Consider the following 16,763-nt stretch of genomic DNA (forward strand, 5'->3'; position numbering starts at 1 on the left):
TCCCGCTTGTTTGAAACTACGGAAATAAACTGCTGCTGTTTGCCTACTTCATCCCGGCGTCCACCATATTACCGGCTATTTTTCGGGCATTACCCAAATCCCTTTTCTTACATATATGCTATTCGCCTATTGCGGGGCTTTTCTTTGGGCCGGGTAGGCGATGCTTGTTTTCACTGTGTTGAATCAAAAAGCAGGATTGACCTAAATACCGGAAGAGAAAGTCTTAATGTTTAATGATCATGGCACTCATGCAAGCTTTCGGTACATTTAATTTAACCCTGACTGCAGAAACAAATGAAATGATACATAACATTTATTAAGCTAATCAGAGAAATATTTCTTTCCTTCCATCTATTAGAAAGGGATCATTCAAAAGAATCGAATCTAAAAAGCTTACACTCTAAAAGCAATCGGGCTTCTTTTAGAGAAATATCTTTCATCATCATAATTTCATTCTCTAATATTTCTTTAGCTGATTTTAAGATTCCCATTTCTTCAACAGATATTTTTGTTTTTGTTAAGTATATGTACTTTAAGTCCCTAGCGAGTTGAGTTATATTGCATAAAGTTCCTGATTTGAACTTTTCCTCCAGGATAACCTTTCTTTTCATCCCGAGGATGAGTTAAATTTACTCTATAATCATAAGGTTTTTTGCAAATTGATAAGAAATCTTTTATTGAAGAAATCGGCCGCAGCCCTAGTTTCTCTGCCCTTTCTTTAGGTACATATATTTCCAATCTGCGAGCAGGGATATAAATTTTATAGTATAATGTAGAATTGTTTTTAGCCTTTTGTATTTCTATTGATTTAAGATACCCAACTCCGTGTAAAGGGTACAGAACTTTATCTCCTTCTTTTAACATTTAACCACTCCTATTCATCCATAAAAAAATATCATCAATAAAATTATACCATCTCCATGTCAAGCGATTTTCGCGGTATATTATGTCTAAAATGTTACAATTAAATGAACTTTTGATATGGTGACTTCAATCTTTTGTTAAACGAAAAACCAAGATAGACATTAAATAGCGGTTTATTTGATTGGTGGATTCAGACCGGGAGAAGGTGGAGCATTGAATGGCATTATATGCGGATTAGACCAAAGGAGGCTTTTAGATTAAACGATTCATCCCTAAAACATGAAAACGGAGGTCATATGATGGATGAAGATAGACTTGGAGTAATAGAAAAAACAGCATATATCCTATCTCTTGTATTCGTACTTGTATGGAGTTTCACACCTGAATCTGTTCAATTATTCTTTAAATTAGCATCTTTTGTTATGCTTAGTATCGGATTTTTCCTGTCAGGCTATATAGAGAGAAAAGAAAAAAATCCTATATTGCTGCTTATAGCGTGGGTTATAATTACTGTTTATATTTTCTAGACCACAGAAAAACCCCGGTATTACCGATGCTTTTTCTTATTCACTGTTTTGGAGTTCTTTTGCTTCTAGAATCCCTAATGACTCATTAGCAGAAATGGAAAGCCGTACTATCACAACGCACCAACAAGAAAGTGGTCGAAGTTTAAAAAGAAATTTAAATTAAAGGATATAAGGTTACATGTCTTCGACACATTTTCACAGCATTACGTTCAGAATCAGGGGGGAACATGGATGCGATTCAAAAACGAGCTGGACATTCAAGCTACCACATGATCTGACACATTTGGTCATGTCACAGAAAAATGGGTATATTGCTCAATTTGATCCAGAAAACATTGGTATTGATCACTGAAAAAACGATTTGCCAACAACTCAGAAATCTGGACAATTTTTAAAAATAGCAATAAAAAAGAAACCCTTGAAGTATCAAGGGTTTCCAAGATGGAGCATAGCGGGCTCGAACCGCTGACCTCTACACTGCCAGTGTAGCGCTCTCCCAGCTGAGCTAATGCCCCGTTTATTTGAGACATGATTTATTATAGATGGTATTTTGAATAAAAGCAAGTGCTTTTTTGACTCAGCCGGGGAAAAGATGTTCTCGAAAGATCATCCGGACATTATTTGCCGATGATATGATTGACACCTGCGATCACAATATCTCTCATGATTTCTGTATAATCATTGTAATCATCGTTTTGGCTGATGAGAATGTCAAACACGTCCTTCATCTTGCCGTCTATCATAAGAGTCAATCCTTCGACTTCCTGTCCCGTTTCTCCATTTTCGAATGTTTCTCTCAGAATCGTTATTTTATCAGCCATGCTGCCGCATCTCCTTCATGTTTGTCATGGGTGGTTGCCGATGACAATATTTTCATCGCTTTCTCTATCATATCATTGATGGTGTTTTCATGTCTTCTTTCTTTTTTCTGTATCGCAACCAAAAGAAAACGCTGACCCCGGGTCTGGCGTTTTCCTTAGTTGTATAGGTGAACCGAATTCATCCGCATTTTTTCACACAAAATTGAAGAAACCTTTCACATAAATCAAAGATATCCTCTTTTCTCGCCAAAGCGTTGATCCATTCTTCCGGGATGCCGTTCATGCGATGATACATGCCTGCCATCGTTCCGGTTAAAAATGAGATTGTGTCTGCGTCCTCGCCCAAGTTGACAGCTGAGAGTACGGCCTCCGAATAATCATCATGATTGAGAAAGCACCACAGAGCCGCTTCCAAAGAGTGAACGACATAACCGTCAGAAAAGATGTCTTTTTTCTGAAGATCCGGCAGCTCGCGGCTGATGATTCTTCCATAGGCCTTAAATTCACCTTCGTATTCTGTTCCCGCCAAACGCTTTACACACAAATCCACTGCTTTCTGGTAAGCTTCAAATGGTCAATCATCATGAAATAATCGGATTAAAAACTCTATATAAAAAATGCATCCGAGGGTTGAACGGAGATGGCGGTGCGTTATCACCGCCCAGCGTTCGACCTCAGTTTTCCTCTTTGAAAAATCAGGCTCGCTGCATAACGTAAAAGCCAACGGGGCGATTCGCATCAATGCGCCGTTTCCGTTGTCAAACTCGGACTTTCCGCCGCATTCATCAATTGAAGCGCCCCTCTGAAAGCGCTCAATCGCCTCATCGGTCGCTCTCCCGATATCAAACATGCGGCCGTAAGGCGTCCAATACCCTTCACGATAGGCTATAAACTTTTTCATCAACCCGATTTCATCTTGCCCCTCAATCAAATTCTCCATCAAACACAGCGTTAGCGAAGTATCATCAGACCAGGTTCCAGGCGGCTGGTTGTAAGTCCCGAACCCGGTCATTCCTTTAATATTCAGCATGTTCCTGGCTTTAAATTCGACCGGCACTCCCAATGCGTCGCCGATGATTCCGCCGAGGATGGTTGGGAGGAGGCGGCTTTTATTTCTATAGAAAAAGTGATCATTATCGTTTAATTGATCTAGCATTATCTTCTTTTCCATTTATCACACCAGCTTTTATCATAAAGGAAACGCATGGAGAACAAATTTCCATGCGTTTCTTTTTATTATGTTGTATAGTAACCAACTTTATTTAAACTTTGATTATTACAATTTTTCTACAATTTGCTGATATATCGATTTGGAATTAAATCAGCTAACCACACCTTATCATTCCCCTGATAAAATTTGAAGCCATTAAACCAGGCTTCCTTCGCGTTAATTTGAAGTAAGATTGGTTGATTATCGTGGCGTTTTCCTACTTGAAGTGCTGTTTCTGTATCCACAGATAAATGAACATATTGTCTTAACTTTGGCACTAGTCCGTACTCTTTTATTGAATTAAAATATCTTCTTGCAGTTCCATGAAATAAAAACTCCGGAGGCTCTTTAACCTCTTTTACAATCTTATTTAATTTTGAATGGCCATATAAAGCCCTAATCTTACCTGAAATTATCTCATGTCTTTTCTTTTCAGATGATTTGATCATATATTCTAAATCTTTTTCCTCTATTTTTGCCCATTTAACATTTTCTCTTAAAGCATTTAATAATTGATCTGTATCTACCCAGCCGTTTTCATCAATTTCTAATTCATATTCCCATGGTGCATGCCTAAGCGCATAAGATACTTCTTTACTTAATTCTAAATAGTTGATAGAAAGCAACCCCCTATTAATCACCTTTATTAAATTCTATCATTTCTTGAATAGCAGCCTCTAACCATTCCCAAAAATTCATATATTCTTTTCTTTGCTCATAACCTTCTGAAGCAAAATCATGGATTATCTGTACTTTTTCTCCTTTACCTACCTCAAAACAAGCTATATCATCATTATCATCTCTTCTAGCAAAAGGTATTAGTTTTCTATTGGGATATCTCTCTTTAAGCCCCTCAAGTCTTCTTAATACCTGAGTTTCACTCATGATATACCATAAATCAAAGTCTACTAAATTTAATTCGATTATTTTTAAAAATGACTGGGGATACTCAAATCCCTCAATATTAATATTTTCTTCAGAAAACTGTATACTCATTATTATTTCCCCACTCTTTCCATATTCTCAGAACCTAAAGGATTATTATTTCTAAATGAAGCCTTTTGTTTTCCAATTCTTAATTCTATTGCCTCTTCCCATGTTTTTGGAACCCCTTTTTTTGTTGTAAATCTATCAATAAAATTTTCCGGAAGAGGTTCGTTTCCATCATGTATTTTTGCCTGAACTTTAATTCCTGCCTCTCTAGCAGCTACTACTCTTGTATTATCTATTGTTGTGTATTTCCCATCACTCATTTTCACAACATCAATAGGTTCACCTTTCCATCCATTCACTTTCATACTTTCAATAATTTCTTCAGCACCGTTTACCGAATTTTGACTAAACCTAATTTCATGAGGATTGAGTGCAATAGTTTTGCTTGACTGATCGATACTATGTATACGGCTGCCAGTCTTCCCAGTCTCAATCCCAGTCTCAATCCGCTGAATCGACTCCTGTATCTTCGCTTTCGAAGCTTGATGAGCATCATTAACATGCCCGTAAAAATCAGTGCCTTTCCGTGCAAGGGTCCCACCGGCTCCTGCTTCCGATCCCCGGGCGATGTCGCTCAAGGCGTCTGCGCTTTTTGCGAATTGTTTTTTGATGGCGTAGCCTGCGTCGTTGAGTTTGTCCTGGGCTTTCAGGCTGTTGACCCGCATGCGGTTTGACCAGGTGTTCTTGCTTTCTTTAAGAGATTGTACCACATTTTTCGCTTTGCCTGCGGCTGCTATTTCGCCGATTGTTGCTGTACTTTTGAAGGCTTTTCCGGCTAAACCGGCGGCCGGAAGCATGTCGAGTGCGCCGAACGCGCCTCTTTCAAAGCGTTCGCCAGTGTTTAGCTCGCGTTTCGTCATCCAGTCTTTTCCTGTGGCTGCGCTTGTGATTTGGGCTGTTCCGTATGCGCCTGCTGCGACAATGCCTGCCGGCGCGCAAAAGACGGTGAGGACGATTATGCCTCCGCCGATGATCAGATCCCGCCACAGTTCCTGACTCTTTTGGACGTCGCTGACCGATTCGTACTGAAAGCCGCGGGCGGAAAAGATCGCCTTCGAATAGTCTTCATAGTTTAAATCGATGTCGGGATTTTGTGCTTTAAACGCTTTATATTCTTCGCTCAGCACATGATCAAACGCTGCTGAGTCTTTGAAAATATCATTTACGGTGATTTCTTCTTTATCTTGTTGGACGGCCGTCTTGTTCATGCCGTAGCCGACATAGGTCGTTTCTTTGGAGCCGATGCGGTTTTTCGTTTTGTAGTTGTGGATTGACATGCCTTCCATCTTGTCTGCAAAAGCGTCGAGCTTTTTGTAAAAAGGATTGTCGATATGGTCTTCTACTAAGCCGCCTGCTTTCAGGCAGAAATCAGACAGTTTCTGATAATCGCTAAACAGCTCATCGATTTTGCTTTTTTGGCTTGAATGGCTGAAGCTGATGCTGCCGTCGCTGTCTTTATCATTGATTTTTGATTCGATGTCTTCCAGGAGGTCGTTGAGCTGCAAAAGGCCCGATTTCGCTCCGCCCCCGTACTTTCCTCCCGTTAATGTATCAAGGCCGTCTTTCATGCCTTGCCAGTCTTCGGGACTGTATTTTACATCCATCAGGTGAACACCTCTCTATTTCTGGATCGTGTAGAGTTTTTGGAGCTCTTTATCTGTTTCATACATTTTTTCCATCGCATAGTTGACAATTTGAGCGGCCATCGAATAATTATCAAACAGCTCCATCGTTTTTCCGAGTATCTCCGGATAGCTTTTAATCGTTTTCATGGCTTGTCCGGCTTTATAAAAATGGGTATCTGTGAGCTTTTTGATTTCGGGCTGAACCCCTTCCGCATAGAGGTCACAAATGGTTTGCAGTTTATTTGCAATGGTGATCATTTCTTCAAACTGAAGCTGGATGTTTGTACCTCCGCCTCCTGCTCCGCCTTCGGCATTCATATCATCGCCCTCCCTGCTCTGAAGTTAATGTGCAGCGCGTCATAAATCCGGTTGTTCATCATATAAAGGCTGACCCATTCATATCGGTCCTGCAGCGGATCGATGCAGATAAAGTCTTCGCCTTTTGTGAAGTATAAATTTGTCGTCTGAAATCCGGGGTTTGTCAAGCTTGGAACTGAAGCAAGGTTGAACGTTTCCACAGCGAGAACCTCTTTTTTATCCAAATCCATTTCCCGAACTTCCGCTTTTTCATCCGGATTCATCGGTTTTGTCAAGAAAGCGCGGTCTTTTTCACTTGGGCTTCTCCTTAAAAATGACACGTTTGAAATGATCGACAAATAGACTTCCCGTTTTTCCAGATAGTCAAATGTGTATTCTTTGCCTTTGCTTATTTCAGTCAGGACGAGCACGCGCTCCTCATCCTCCGGAAGAAAGGCGCACAAAACATTATTAAAGCGGACGTATTCTTTGCTTTCTTGAAAGCGTTTCAGCATTTCCGTTAAGAAATAAGCGGCACGCGTCAACTTGCCTTCTACTGTCAGGATTCCTTTTTTGATCAGGCTGTCTTTTGCTTCTGCTGCACAATCAGGCTCGATCAGAGCGAGCTGTTCACGCTCCGGAAGGCCGAAGATGTAGTTCACCCCGGCTGCTCCCGCCAGCACATAGAGCTCTGCCGCCGTCAGCGCATCTATTTTCATCTGCATGTCGTTCCCCCTCATAGATTTTGTATTTCTTTCACTTCGCTGAGCTTTGAAAAATCGCTGATGCTTTTCTCCAGCGCATCCAGTGCGGAGGTGTTTTCTTTCAATGCGTCTTTCATATCTGCATTCAAATCGATTATCAATTCAAGGTAGCTTAAAAATGCATCCCGGGTTTTCCCGCTCCATTTACCGCTTTCGATAAACACTTTTAACTCTTTCGCTTGACTTAGCGAGTCGCTGACATGCTTTTCGATTGCCTTTGCATGGGAAAGAGCCTTACTCGTTTCATTTAGTGAAATGTCAACAGTCTGTCCGCCTACTTTCGATTCAGCAGCGCTGTAGCCGTAATTGTAATAGCCATATCCGTCCATGATTCGGCTGCCCCTCCTCTATGCCTTTTTTTCTTCAGCTTCCGCTTTTGCCTTGTAATACTCCCATTTGCTTTTGGCCTTCGTCTTTGCCTGCTGAATATCGTCCAGCATGTCGTCAAAATGTGTGATCAGCGTCTTTAGTTCGGCATCTTTTATATGACGCGTATCCTCGAATTCGTGAGAAGGAATTTTCATGTCCGGGAGATTGCTTGTTTTATAAGAATTCTTTGCCGATTTGACCTCCGATAGTTTTGATTTGACATCGCTTTCCTTATCAGATAAATAGTCATATAGATTTTTGTACTGATCGCGCTTCCGTTCATACTCTGTATAAGAAATATGTAAAAAGTTACCTACTGAATCCCAAAATCCTTCGCTCACACACAGCGGCTCCTTTCCATTCTCCTAGTCAATACAAACTATTTTCCTGTCGTGGATGAATTTGTAATAGGGCTAATATGTTAATGTTACAGGAAGGTCCCGGACGAATGAATAGGTGAAATGGATTGTTTTCCAGAGGAGAAACAGGAGATATGTAAGGCTTAAGTCTTATTAGAAAGAAAAAAGACCGGTATTTTTATCCTGCCTGTTTCGGCATTCCAGACACAAATCTTTAACATTTAAAACAGAGGATATCTTTCACATGGCGTTTAATAATTACAAATGTATCCAAATATTATTCGGAGGAGTGTGGAAAATGAAGTTAAAACAAGCGGGCGTTTCCCTTCTGGCTGCTTCAGCACTTGCCCTTTCGATCGGCGGTGCTGCTTCAGCCGCGGAGCAGGCGCCTTCAAAACCGCTGCATGTGTCCGATATTAAACTGATGGGAATCGAAACGGTCGGGGAGTGGAACAAATCGATTTCAACCACCGGCGGAGAAGTCATCTTAGACACGGTCCTTTACAAGTACAATACGGTCATGTCGATCAGCGGCTATCAGGAGGCACAAGGGACGGCTGCAAGAGTCAGATACCAAATCCGCGAAAGAGTCAACAGCAGCGAAGTGGGTCCTGTTTTGGGCTATATTGACGTCACAAATGTGAACGGCTATTTTTCAAGAGAGTTTGCCACCAATATTTTAACGGCAGGCAAAACGTATGTGCTCCAGGCGGTCAATAACACGTCCGCGCCTGTGTCTATAAAAGGCAATGCAGTAGTGTATTACGACTAATCCGTTATCCGCGTGTTGCTTAAGCTGCTTCAGCATCCCCTTCTGGAGCAGCTCTTTTCAAAAAATTCGTGTATAATAAGCTGTATCATAGAAGCCAAGGAGATGACCCATGAACGGTAAAAAAGGATGTATCAAATGCGGCAGTACAGATGCAGGACAAAAAGAAATCGCAACGACCGGAACCGGCTTGTCTAAATTGTTTGATGTCCAGCATAACCGTTTTCTCGTCGTGTATTGCAAAAACTGCGGTTATTCGGAGCTATATAATAAAGAATCATCCAAAGCGGGAAACATCATCGACTTATTCTTTGGATGATTAGAAAGGGTGAATCCGCATGATGGAAAAGTACGGCTTATTTATCGCTGTGTTCATTTTCGCTTTATGCGTCCATTCAAATATCATCGTGGAAAACCAGCTGCTTCAAACGGCCGTCAAAACGGTTTCTTTAGCTGTGATGGTCGCTGCGGGGATTGCAGCGTTTGCAAAAAGCCTGAAGCAGCCGTCATAAGGCGGGAGATTCGCTCATCCCCCGCTTTGTGATTCCACGATCTGCTTTATCCATTCCTTCACATCGACGATCCGCTTATATTTTGGCTTTGAATCGGTTCCGGCGATGATCATGGATACGAGCGAATCTTGCTCGTGGAGTGCGCCGTGGCTCGCGCCGCCGATGTGCGTCGGTGAACCTTCGCCGATGAATTCGCAGCCGGGCTTTGCGCTGACGATCAAATAGTCGCCTTCATGTGAAAAGCATGAGCTGTACAGTCTTGCCAAGGCATCGGGAAATTTTCCGTACGCTACGCTTGTTTCTGCAACCGTCAAATCGAGCACTTTGCCGTCGCCTTCCAATGTCCACGATTGCCCGTATTCGTCCGCTCTATCGCCCCCCTGCTTGAATATCAGCTTTCCATCCCCTCCGCCTGATATCACCTCTACGGCATTCTTTTCATTTTTCCAGGCGATGATGTCGATTCTTTCGTCCTCTTTAAGCTGTTCGGCAACCTGTTGCAGCGGCAGATTTTCATGATCCAGCGTGTAGATGAACGCCATCCGTTCATTCACGGCCAGAACGATTTGATCATCAGATGTCACGCCTTTTTTCAGCTTTACGATTCGATAGCGATCCAAAAGACCCCTTAAGTCAATCAGCGCTACTTGTTTCTTTTCGCTGATCCACGATTGGCCGTTGTCCCCCAACACAATCCAGATGTTTTGCTTTAGCGCGTCTTCCCATGAACGGAAGCTGTTCAAAATCCTTTGTACATGGCTGTCGGCTTTTGCGACTCCTTTTACGTCGTTTCTCCCGTTTTTATGTACATGCTGGTCAAGGTCGGGAAAATATGCGAGAACGAGCGGAGGGACTTGATTTAATCGGATCAGGTGTCTCAATTCGTTCGCTGTAAAGCGGTCATTGAATCCGAATTTTTTCAAAAGGGAAAGGTTTCCCGGATTTATTTTTGAAAAACCTCCGTAAGAAAACAGCTGCGGCGCATTGATTTTCACGGTATGATTCAGCCCCGTCACCCAGGAAGCAAGTGCGGGAACATGCAGATAGGCGTCCCTGCTTCCCCTGTGCATGAGCGCATTGATCGAGCATGTTTCAATGCCGTTTTCGGCAAGCTCTTCATGAATCGTTTTCACCTGCTGATTCAAGTGCATTTGATTCAAATTGTAGAAGATATCGCGTGATGATTGTTTGATGCCCAGTTTGATCAGCTCGCGGATATGGCTGCCGTAGTTGATGATCCGGTTTTCTTTCTTGTTGAACCAGACGAGGGCCGGCACCTTGTGGCGGTCGCTGTATACCCCCGTTAACAGCGAGCTGTCAACGGTGACCGACATTGTCGGAAACGGGCTGATGACGTCCGGTTCATAATGGCCGTTTTCAAGCAAAAATTTCATGGCGGGAGCCTGTCCGCTTTTAATCGCCCGGCTGAGAGGCTCGTGCATAAGCGAATCGATCAGCAGCATGATGACAGATTTCTTTTTGTCTTCCGCTTCCATAACCCTTATCTCCTTTCTCTCGCGGCCGATTCTATCTATTTGCCGCCATCATAATCTTTTCCAGTATTTCGCCGACGTCCCGTTCGGACGTTTCGTGTACGTATCGGCTGATGTTTAAGGAATGGCGGACGGTGCCGTCTCTCGAGCTTAAAAAGGATAGCAGCTGTTTTTCAATCGGTTCTTCTTTTCCCTTTTTCAGCTCCATGACAAGCCTTTTTTTCTTGAGAATGTTCAGGTTCATTTCCTCCTGCCCAGGCAGCGCATCATAAATGAAAACCGGCAGCCTTTTTTCAATGCATTCGCTGATCGTCACGCCCCCCGGTTTTGTAATGATTCCCGAAGCCTGCTCGTATAATCTGTTCATTTCGGCTTTGCTTTCGATATAAGGCAGCGGTTTGATGAAAGGATCGTTTGCGCTTTTCACATAGCGGTAGAGCTTTTCGTTTTTTCCGCATAATATGTGGTATACGGCGCTCCCTTGCGGCGAGAGCTCCCTCACCAGTTTAAAAATGCCGCCTACTCCCATGCTTCCTCCGGTGATGAGAATGTTGTAGTGCGGTTGATTTCCCTCTTCTTCCATAAGCCCCGCAGCCGTTTTATACGAATGGTGGATCGGTATGCCGGTTAAAAAGATTTTTCCTTCATCAACTCCTTCAGATATGAGCTGGTCTTTTATGTCTTTGATCGGCGCAAAATGATAATCGATATGTTCCCTTCCCCATATTCGGTTGACGAAAAAGTCCGTATAGACATTCACAACGGTCAGCCCGGGATATTGAACTTTTAACCGATTGAGCAAATAGGAAGGCAGCGCATGCGTGCAAAATACAATATCGGGTTTTTTTTCAGCAATGATCTTCTGCATGTTCTTTAAAAACATCAGCTCATACATGTAATGGCGTTTTTTCGGGCGATGATTTCCGCACGCCAGGAGATGATAGACGGCGCTGTACACTTTCGGGAAATATTGGATCCACTTTAAGTATGCTGCGGAGGACATCCGTTCGACACGCCCGTACGCATATGAAAAAATATCGATTTTTTCGCATTGGTGCCCTTGGATGCCCGGATTTGTATGAAGCGAATCGGCAACGTGGTGATGGCCGGTCGAAATGCTGAGAAAAGGAAAAATCAGAATCGTTGTCATCTCTATCCTCCATGAAATTGTTTTCCATTTATATTTTTCAAATAATCAAGGCAAAATATAAGTGCATTTTCTGAAATAAAAGGAAGGTGACGACTTGAGAAGCTGTTTTTTGTCAATTTGGAGCGTGATTGACCCTTTTTATTATTTTTTTTCAAGACTGATGCTCATCGATAAAAGCCAATCAAACATTTTTCGCGTCCGCTTAACAAAATATAAAGGGATCGATGTGATATTAAGCGATGGAACGGTGATTAAAAAGAATGATGTTCTGATTAAAATTCATCTGCATAATATTAAACTGATCAAGGAGATGCAGCATATTGAGAGTGCTGTCAGAAGAGGCCTTCTCATTTATCAAAAGACGTGTATTTCAATGCCGGCTTTAGCGAAATATGTCAACGACCATCGGAAAGCGGACCAAATTAAAGGCATCATCGGCATTACGACGCTGCATAAAGGCGTGGAGAGACTCGGTTTCGAAGCCGTTGAGCCTGCCAATCGGTTCTACCGTTTTTTTAAAAAGCTGACACAAATCCCGATTTTATATTTAACGACTTCTCAATTTTCTTTTCGCGGCATTCCCCCTTCCCGCTATTTGTTTATCTCTAAAGAAAAGCTGTTCAATTCCTATCTGCATAAATAAAAAAAGAGACTGATACGCCAGCCTCTTTTTTTATGAAATATGGTGGAACGTCACTTCAGGACGGCTGCCAATGCGGATATTCGCTCCGGTCTGGCCCAGCCCTTCACTGATGTAAAACGGTTTGTTATGAAGATAGTGAAGCCCTTTGATCATGTTCATGCGGACGAGCTTTCCCATTTTGACAAGGTGATAAGGCTTCGGCCAATGGATCTGTCCGCCGTGAAAATGTCCTGATAGAAGATAGTCAAAATGAAAGTCCTTCATCTCAAGGACTACGTTTGGATCATGCGTCAGTACGAGACGATAGCCGTCCTTTACCCCTTTGTAGGAGTCGGTGATATTGCTTCTGTTCGTACTGTAATCATCGATGCCGATAATGTTCAGCGTCTCGCCGCCGACTTGAACGGAGACATTGTTGTTTTGAAGGGTGACACACCCGTTTTCCTCCAATACGCGTTTCAGCTTTTCGAAGTGTTCGCCTTTCAGGATATAGTCATGGTTTCCGAATACGGCGTACATGCCATAGGCGGGTTTGAGCTTCTGAAGAGCTTTCAAGTAGTTTGCAAGTTTAGGAATATTTCTTTTTCGATCGAGAAAATCGCCGGTTAACGCGATCAAATCGACTTGTTTTTTCTTTGCAAGGTCAAGAATCTGCTTCGGTGAAATCGAAATGTTTTCTAAATGAAGATCTGACAGATGAAGAATGTTGAGCTTTTTCTTGAAAGTGTCGCCTTTTGCCCGATCGACAGATATGGTGTTGACTTTCACATCTTTCGTATTGTGATTTGCTTTATATAAAAAAGGAACTAATCCTATGATCAACAATAAAAAAACAACAGCAAAAAACATTTCAATATCTCCTCCCTCCTACAAGTATAGTAAGTCAGGAGGCTGTTTAACAGTGGGAAATATTAGGATACGAATCTATTGACCTATATAAAAACCGATTTCGTAAACGAAATCGGTTTTGCATTCGAAGAAAGCCCGCCGCAGCAGCATTCTTCTTACAGCCTGATGCGGGATGATCTTCCATCTCTTACAGAAATAAAGCAAATAATACGATCCCTAAAATGATCCGATAGATGGCAAACGGAACAAGTTTAATTTTGTTGATCAATTTAAGGAAGAAACGGACGACAAACAGAGCAACAATAAAAGCGCTGATAAACCCGGCGATAAAAAACGGCAGAAGATCCGTGCTGAGATATTCCCAGTTTTTGACCAATGACAACAGGCTTGCCCCCGCCATGATCGGCATCGCCATTATAAACGTAAAATCTGAGGCCGCCCTGTGGTTTAATCCGAAGATGACGCCGCCGGAAATCGTCGAGCCTGATCTTGAAAAGCCCGGCCAAAGGGCGAGACATTGGAAGAGTCCGATGCCGAACGCCTGTTTATAGGTGATCCGGTCGACTGAATCTGTGGCAGGTTTTCTTTTGTTGATCCAGTCGGCGGCAAGCATCAGCACGGCCCCTGCGATCAGGCCGAATGCCACCGTCTTGACGGAGAACAGATGCTCGTCAATATAATCTTCGAATAGAAATCCTAATACCGCCGCGGGAACGAGTCCGACCGCGATTTGGGCGATCGTCAGGCGGCTCCCTTCTTTTTGGGCTTCCGTTATGTTTTTCTTCATTCCAAGCAGATTAAGAATCCTGTCTTTAAACACAATGGCGACGGCCAGAATCGAGCCGAGCTGAATGACGACTTTAAAGGTATTCGCCGCTTCCGGAGTCAAGAGCTCCTTTGACTTCAGCCAGAGATCATCGACGATGATCATATGGCCTGTAGAAGAAACGGGCGCATATTCCGTCAAACCTTCAACGATTCCTAAAATGACTGCAACAATGATATCCCAAATATTCATAAGTCCTTCCCTTCGCTTGACACGCTTCTTTGTGCCGAAATTTTTAAAACTTGTCTCTTATAGGCATTTATATATGTTTGAACGGCGTTTATGCCGATGAATTATGCGTTGTCCCCGTTCGCTTTTTCATAAAGGTCTGAACGCTGTTTAAACCAGTCAAATAAATGCGTGATCACCACTTTGATGACGGCGTATCCCGGAATGGCAAGGATCACGCCGATGACGCCGAACAGCTTGGCTGACGTCAAAAGCACAAAAATGATCGTAACCGGATGGATGTGCAGATTTTTCCCCATAATCTGCGGAGAAATGAATTTCCCTTCAAACAGCTGGACAACGGTCCAGACGATGATCAGCTTCACGAGCATGAACGGAGATGTGACCAAAGCGATAATAATCGCCGGCGTGATCGCGATCGTCGGGCCCAAATACGGGACGATGCTCGTACAGGCAGCAACAAGCGCGAGCAGTGAAGCATAATCGAGCCCGATGATCAAATAACCGATGAACAACAGGCATCCGATGCAAAAGCTGACAATGATCTGTCCCCTGATATAGGAACTCAGGCGGTGATTCATTTCCGACATGACGACATACGTCTGCTCCCGCAGACGGGTCGGGACAAATTTTAAGATAAACAGCGGCAGCTTTTTACCGTCTTTTAATAAATAAAACAGGATAAACGGTACCGTCACAATGGAAATCACGATTTCCGTCACGGCGCCGATGAAGGTTCCGACGCCTGTAAATGTACTGTTTAATATCGTGCTCGCCTGATCGGATACTTTGCTGGCCAAATCCGTCAAGTTGATGTTCAGCGTTTGCTGGGCCTGGTTGAAAAACTGGCTTCCGATCAGCTGTTTCATTTGGTCTTCGACAATATGGACATACCTTGGAAAATTGTCGACAAGGCTCGTGATCTGTTCTTTCAAAAGCGGAATCACCGAGACGATCGAGATCGTAATAAGCCCGATAATCACGATATACAGAAGAAGGATCGAATAAATCCTTTTTACCTTTTTCCGTTCTAAAAAATCGACGATCGGATTCAGCAGATAATAGGCGACACCCGTCAGCACAACGGGCAGGGCGACCGTTTCAACCAAAACGATAAAAGGAGTGAAAATAAAAGACGCTTTCGTAAATACTAAGATGTTCAATCCGATCAGCAGCAGGACGAGCAAAAACAGCACGAATTTGTTGTCTAAAAAGAACTGTTTAAACCTGCCGCCCCACATATGCAAAGAGTTCATGGCGATCCTCCATTATATTTGATCTTTTTTATAAATTGTACACTATTCCTCCTATACTGAAAAATAAAATCCGTATGCATTTTGGTCTTTTTTTCCGCTTTTACCTTTATACATATACGACGCAGCTTCTTCATTTTTGCCGCTCCCTTTGCCCGCGCTTGTCCGGCATTTACGGTATAATATGAAGTATAGCAAAGCGAAAGGGAGAGATTTGATATGGTACGGTTTGGGGTTATCGGGACCAATTGGATTACAGACCGCTTTCTTGAAGCGGCCGGAATGGCGGACGATTTTCAGTTCACTTCCGTGTATTCCAGGTCGGAGGAGCGCGGCCGGCTGTTCGCCCAAAAATACGGCGTTACGGCGGTTTTTACAGATGCTGAAGAAATGGCGAAAAGCGATCTGATTGACGCTGTCTATATCGCTAGTCCGAACTCCTTGCATAAAGAACAAGCAATCATGTTCATGGAAAACGGAAAGCACGTGTTGTGCGAAAAACCGCTGGCATCCAATGTGAAAGAGGCCGAAGCAATGGTGAAAACCGCACAGATCCAAAAGGTCGCTTTTATGGAAGCGATGAAAACGACATTTCTGCCAAACTTTACAAACATCATCGACCATTTGCCGCGAATCGGAAAAATCCGCCGCTTTACGGCCAGCTATTGCCAATATTCTTCACGGTATGACGCGTATAAAAGCGGAACCGTGTTAAATGCGTTTAATCCCGCTTTTTCAAACGGCTCGCTGATGGATATCGGCGTTTATTGCGTCCATCCGGCGGTTGTCCTGTTCGGAAAGCCGCTCGAAGTCAAAGCAAACGGTCTGATTCTCGAGTCAGGCGCCGACGGGGAAGGGACGGTTCTGTTAACATATCCGGAGCATGAAGCCGTTTTGATGCATTCGAAAATATCCAATTCCTTCATGCCGGCTGAAATTCAAGGGGAAGACGGGTCAATCGTTATCGATAAGATCCACCGCCCTGAAAAAGTCGAAATCCGCTACCGTGACGGAAGAGTCGAAGATATTACGGTTTCGGACGAAAAACCGGCCATGTTTTACGAAATAGAGGAGTTCATCAGTCTAATCAAACAGGGCCGGCTTGAATCCCGGCTGAATACGTTCGAACGCTCCCTTGCCACGTTATCCGTCATGGATGAAGCACGGAAACAGATCGGCCTCGTTTTCCCCGCCGATCAAGCATGATCAGCCTGAAGAAAAGGCTGCCGGAAACAAGTCCGGCAGCCCTT

The 16,763-nt window shown here is 43.2% G+C and carries 21 protein-coding genes, 1 tRNA gene and 1 pseudogene; 6 read left to right on the forward strand and 17 right to left on the reverse strand.

Annotated features, from left to right (window positions below; all coding sequences use genetic code 11):
• Positions 1-365: 365 nt before the first annotated feature.
• Complete coding sequence (locus tag AB447_RS27475; protein WP_411801429.1) at positions 366-611, reverse strand: hypothetical protein; 246 nt, start codon at positions 609-611, stop codon at positions 366-368.
• The gene (locus AB447_RS08070) at positions 541-864 is read right to left on the reverse strand and encodes a CarD family transcriptional regulator (protein WP_048354725.1); all 324 of its coding nucleotides are present in this window, start codon (positions 862-864) and stop codon (positions 541-543) included. The genes AB447_RS27475 and AB447_RS08070 overlap by 71 nt, the downstream gene beginning before the upstream one ends.
• Before the next feature lie 299 nt (positions 865-1,163).
• On the opposite strand from AB447_RS08070, the gene AB447_RS08075 reads away from it, so the two are divergent.
• A complete protein-coding gene (locus AB447_RS08075; protein WP_048354726.1) occupies positions 1,164-1,391 on the forward strand; it encodes a hypothetical protein in 228 nt (75 codons plus the stop codon).
• Positions 1,392-1,833: 442 nt separating this feature from the next.
• Here AB447_RS08075 and AB447_RS08080 read toward each other — a convergent pair.
• The 10 genes and pseudogenes from AB447_RS08080 to AB447_RS08125 all read right to left on the reverse strand — a co-directional run bounded on the left by AB447_RS08080 (position 1,834) and on the right by AB447_RS08125 (position 7,811).
• A tRNA-Ala gene (locus tag AB447_RS08080) sits at positions 1,834-1,906 on the reverse strand.
• A 102-nt stretch (positions 1,907-2,008) separates the two neighbouring features.
• Positions 2,009-2,212: a hypothetical protein gene (locus AB447_RS08085; protein WP_048354727.1), complete on the reverse strand. Its 204-nt coding sequence runs from the start codon at positions 2,210-2,212 to the stop codon at positions 2,009-2,011.
• 178 nt (positions 2,213-2,390) lie between these two features.
• Positions 2,391-3,368: pseudogene (locus AB447_RS08090) on the reverse strand (ADP-ribosylglycohydrolase family protein).
• 131 nt (positions 3,369-3,499) lie between these two features.
• Positions 3,500-4,039: an RNA 2'-phosphotransferase gene (locus AB447_RS08095; RefSeq protein WP_048354747.1), complete on the reverse strand. Its 540-nt coding sequence runs from the start codon at positions 4,037-4,039 to the stop codon at positions 3,500-3,502.
• Between the two features lie 16 nt (positions 4,040-4,055).
• Complete coding sequence (locus tag AB447_RS08100; RefSeq protein ID WP_048354728.1) at positions 4,056-4,418, reverse strand: hypothetical protein; 363 nt, start codon at positions 4,416-4,418, stop codon at positions 4,056-4,058.
• Positions 4,419-4,420: 2 nt separating this feature from the next.
• A complete protein-coding gene (locus AB447_RS08105) occupies positions 4,421-6,019 on the reverse strand; it encodes a hypothetical protein (RefSeq protein WP_232517705.1) in 1,599 nt (532 codons plus the stop codon).
• A gap of 15 nt (positions 6,020-6,034) precedes the next feature.
• Positions 6,035-6,358 (reverse strand): hypothetical protein, encoded by a 324-nt coding sequence (locus AB447_RS08110; protein ID WP_048354729.1) that lies wholly within the window; start codon positions 6,356-6,358, stop codon positions 6,035-6,037.
• On the reverse strand, positions 6,355-7,062 hold the full coding sequence (locus tag AB447_RS08115) for a DUF5081 family protein (protein WP_048354730.1): 708 nt from the start codon (positions 7,060-7,062) through the stop codon (positions 6,355-6,357). Before AB447_RS08115 ends, AB447_RS08110 begins: the two co-directional genes overlap by 4 nt.
• Before the next feature lie 11 nt (positions 7,063-7,073).
• Positions 7,074-7,430, reverse strand: a complete 357-nt coding sequence (locus tag AB447_RS08120) for a WXG100 family type VII secretion target (RefSeq protein WP_048354731.1) — start codon at positions 7,428-7,430, stop codon at positions 7,074-7,076.
• An 18-nt stretch (positions 7,431-7,448) separates the two neighbouring features.
• On the reverse strand, positions 7,449-7,811 hold the full coding sequence (locus AB447_RS08125; protein WP_048354732.1) for a hypothetical protein: 363 nt from the start codon (positions 7,809-7,811) through the stop codon (positions 7,449-7,451).
• Between the two features lie 316 nt (positions 7,812-8,127).
• Here AB447_RS08125 and AB447_RS08130 point away from each other — a divergent pair, with 316 nt between their 5' ends.
• The 3 genes from AB447_RS08130 (at position 8,128) to AB447_RS26210 (ending at position 9,110) form a co-directional block, all read left to right on the forward strand.
• Positions 8,128-8,601, forward strand: a complete 474-nt coding sequence (locus tag AB447_RS08130) for a hypothetical protein (RefSeq protein WP_048354733.1) — start codon at positions 8,128-8,130, stop codon at positions 8,599-8,601.
• 109 nt (positions 8,602-8,710) lie between these two features.
• Complete coding sequence (locus tag AB447_RS08135; protein ID WP_048354734.1) at positions 8,711-8,917, forward strand: zinc ribbon domain-containing protein; 207 nt, start codon at positions 8,711-8,713, stop codon at positions 8,915-8,917.
• A 19-nt stretch (positions 8,918-8,936) separates the two neighbouring features.
• The gene (locus AB447_RS26210; protein ID WP_172796332.1) at positions 8,937-9,110 is read left to right on the forward strand and encodes a hypothetical protein; all 174 of its coding nucleotides are present in this window, start codon (positions 8,937-8,939) and stop codon (positions 9,108-9,110) included.
• Between the two features lie 14 nt (positions 9,111-9,124).
• Here AB447_RS26210 and AB447_RS08140 read toward each other — a convergent pair whose 3' ends face one another.
• Both AB447_RS08140 and AB447_RS08145 read right to left on the reverse strand, forming a co-directional pair.
• Positions 9,125-10,606, reverse strand: a complete 1,482-nt coding sequence (locus tag AB447_RS08140) for an alkaline phosphatase family protein (RefSeq protein ID WP_057957510.1) — start codon at positions 10,604-10,606, stop codon at positions 9,125-9,127.
• Positions 10,607-10,637: 31 nt separating this feature from the next.
• On the reverse strand, positions 10,638-11,753 hold the full coding sequence (locus AB447_RS08145; RefSeq protein ID WP_048354735.1) for an MGDG synthase family glycosyltransferase: 1,116 nt from the start codon (positions 11,751-11,753) through the stop codon (positions 10,638-10,640).
• 94 nt (positions 11,754-11,847) lie between these two features.
• Between AB447_RS08145 and AB447_RS08150 the strand changes: the two genes are divergently transcribed.
• A complete protein-coding gene (locus AB447_RS08150) occupies positions 11,848-12,396 on the forward strand; it encodes a YkoP family protein (protein WP_048354736.1) in 549 nt (182 codons plus the stop codon).
• Between the two features lie 30 nt (positions 12,397-12,426).
• Here AB447_RS08150 and AB447_RS08155 read toward each other — a convergent pair whose 3' ends face one another.
• The 3 genes from AB447_RS08155 to AB447_RS08165 all read right to left on the reverse strand — a co-directional run bounded on the left by AB447_RS08155 (position 12,427) and on the right by AB447_RS08165 (position 15,516).
• Entirely contained in the window at positions 12,427-13,245 is an 819-nt protein-coding gene (locus AB447_RS08155) for a metallophosphoesterase (RefSeq protein WP_048354737.1), read from the reverse strand.
• Positions 13,246-13,432: 187 nt separating this feature from the next.
• Entirely contained in the window at positions 13,433-14,263 is an 831-nt protein-coding gene (locus AB447_RS08160; protein ID WP_048354738.1) for an undecaprenyl-diphosphate phosphatase, read from the reverse strand.
• Positions 14,264-14,364: 101 nt separating this feature from the next.
• Positions 14,365-15,516, reverse strand: coding sequence for an AI-2E family transporter (locus AB447_RS08165; protein WP_048354739.1), 1,152 nt, complete (start codon positions 15,514-15,516; stop codon positions 14,365-14,367).
• A 216-nt stretch (positions 15,517-15,732) separates the two neighbouring features.
• Here AB447_RS08165 and AB447_RS08170 point away from each other — a divergent pair, with 216 nt between their 5' ends.
• Entirely contained in the window at positions 15,733-16,719 is a 987-nt protein-coding gene (locus AB447_RS08170; RefSeq protein WP_048354740.1) for a Gfo/Idh/MocA family protein, read from the forward strand.
• Positions 16,720-16,763: the final 44 nt, after the last annotated feature.

Origin of the sequence: Bacillus glycinifermentans (assembly GCF_001042475.2) — a bacterium.
In the GTDB taxonomy this organism is placed as follows: Bacteria; Bacillota; Bacilli; order Bacillales; family Bacillaceae; genus Bacillus; species Bacillus glycinifermentans.

Coding starts and splice junctions, on each gene's coding strand:
- AB447_RS27475 (WP_411801429.1), bottom strand. CDS start 611: ATGAAAAGAAAGGTTATCCTGGAGGAAAAGTTCAAATCAGGAACTTTA.
- AB447_RS08070 (WP_048354725.1), bottom strand. CDS start 864: ATGTTAAAAGAAGGAGATAAAGTTCTGTACCCTTTACACGGAGTTGGG.
- AB447_RS08075 (WP_048354726.1), top strand. CDS start 1,164: ATGGATGAAGATAGACTTGGAGTAATAGAAAAAACAGCATATATCCTA.
- AB447_RS08085 (WP_048354727.1), bottom strand. CDS start 2,212: ATGGCTGATAAAATAACGATTCTGAGAGAAACATTCGAAAATGGAGAA.
- AB447_RS08100 (WP_048354728.1), bottom strand. CDS start 4,418: ATGAGTATACAGTTTTCTGAAGAAAATATTAATATTGAGGGATTTGAG.
- AB447_RS08105 (WP_232517705.1), bottom strand. CDS start 6,019: ATGGATGTAAAATACAGTCCCGAAGACTGGCAAGGCATGAAAGACGGC.
- AB447_RS08110 (WP_048354729.1), bottom strand. CDS start 6,358: ATGAATGCCGAAGGCGGAGCAGGAGGCGGAGGTACAAACATCCAGCTT.
- AB447_RS08115 (WP_048354730.1), bottom strand. CDS start 7,062: ATGCAGATGAAAATAGATGCGCTGACGGCGGCAGAGCTCTATGTGCTG.
- AB447_RS08120 (WP_048354731.1), bottom strand. CDS start 7,430: ATGGACGGATATGGCTATTACAATTACGGCTACAGCGCTGCTGAATCG.
- AB447_RS08130 (WP_048354733.1), top strand. CDS start 8,128: ATGAAGTTAAAACAAGCGGGCGTTTCCCTTCTGGCTGCTTCAGCACTT.
- AB447_RS08135 (WP_048354734.1), top strand. CDS start 8,711: ATGAACGGTAAAAAAGGATGTATCAAATGCGGCAGTACAGATGCAGGA.
- AB447_RS26210 (WP_172796332.1), top strand. CDS start 8,937: ATGATGGAAAAGTACGGCTTATTTATCGCTGTGTTCATTTTCGCTTTA.
- AB447_RS08140 (WP_057957510.1), bottom strand. CDS start 10,606: ATGGAAGCGGAAGACAAAAAGAAATCTGTCATCATGCTGCTGATCGAT.
- AB447_RS08145 (WP_048354735.1), bottom strand. CDS start 11,753: ATGACAACGATTCTGATTTTTCCTTTTCTCAGCATTTCGACCGGCCAT.
- AB447_RS08155 (WP_048354737.1), bottom strand. CDS start 13,245: ATGTTTTTTGCTGTTGTTTTTTTATTGTTGATCATAGGATTAGTTCCT.
- AB447_RS08160 (WP_048354738.1), bottom strand. CDS start 14,263: ATGAATATTTGGGATATCATTGTTGCAGTCATTTTAGGAATCGTTGAA.
- AB447_RS08165 (WP_048354739.1), bottom strand. CDS start 15,516: ATGAACTCTTTGCATATGTGGGGCGGCAGGTTTAAACAGTTCTTTTTA.
- AB447_RS08170 (WP_048354740.1), top strand. CDS start 15,733: ATGGTACGGTTTGGGGTTATCGGGACCAATTGGATTACAGACCGCTTT.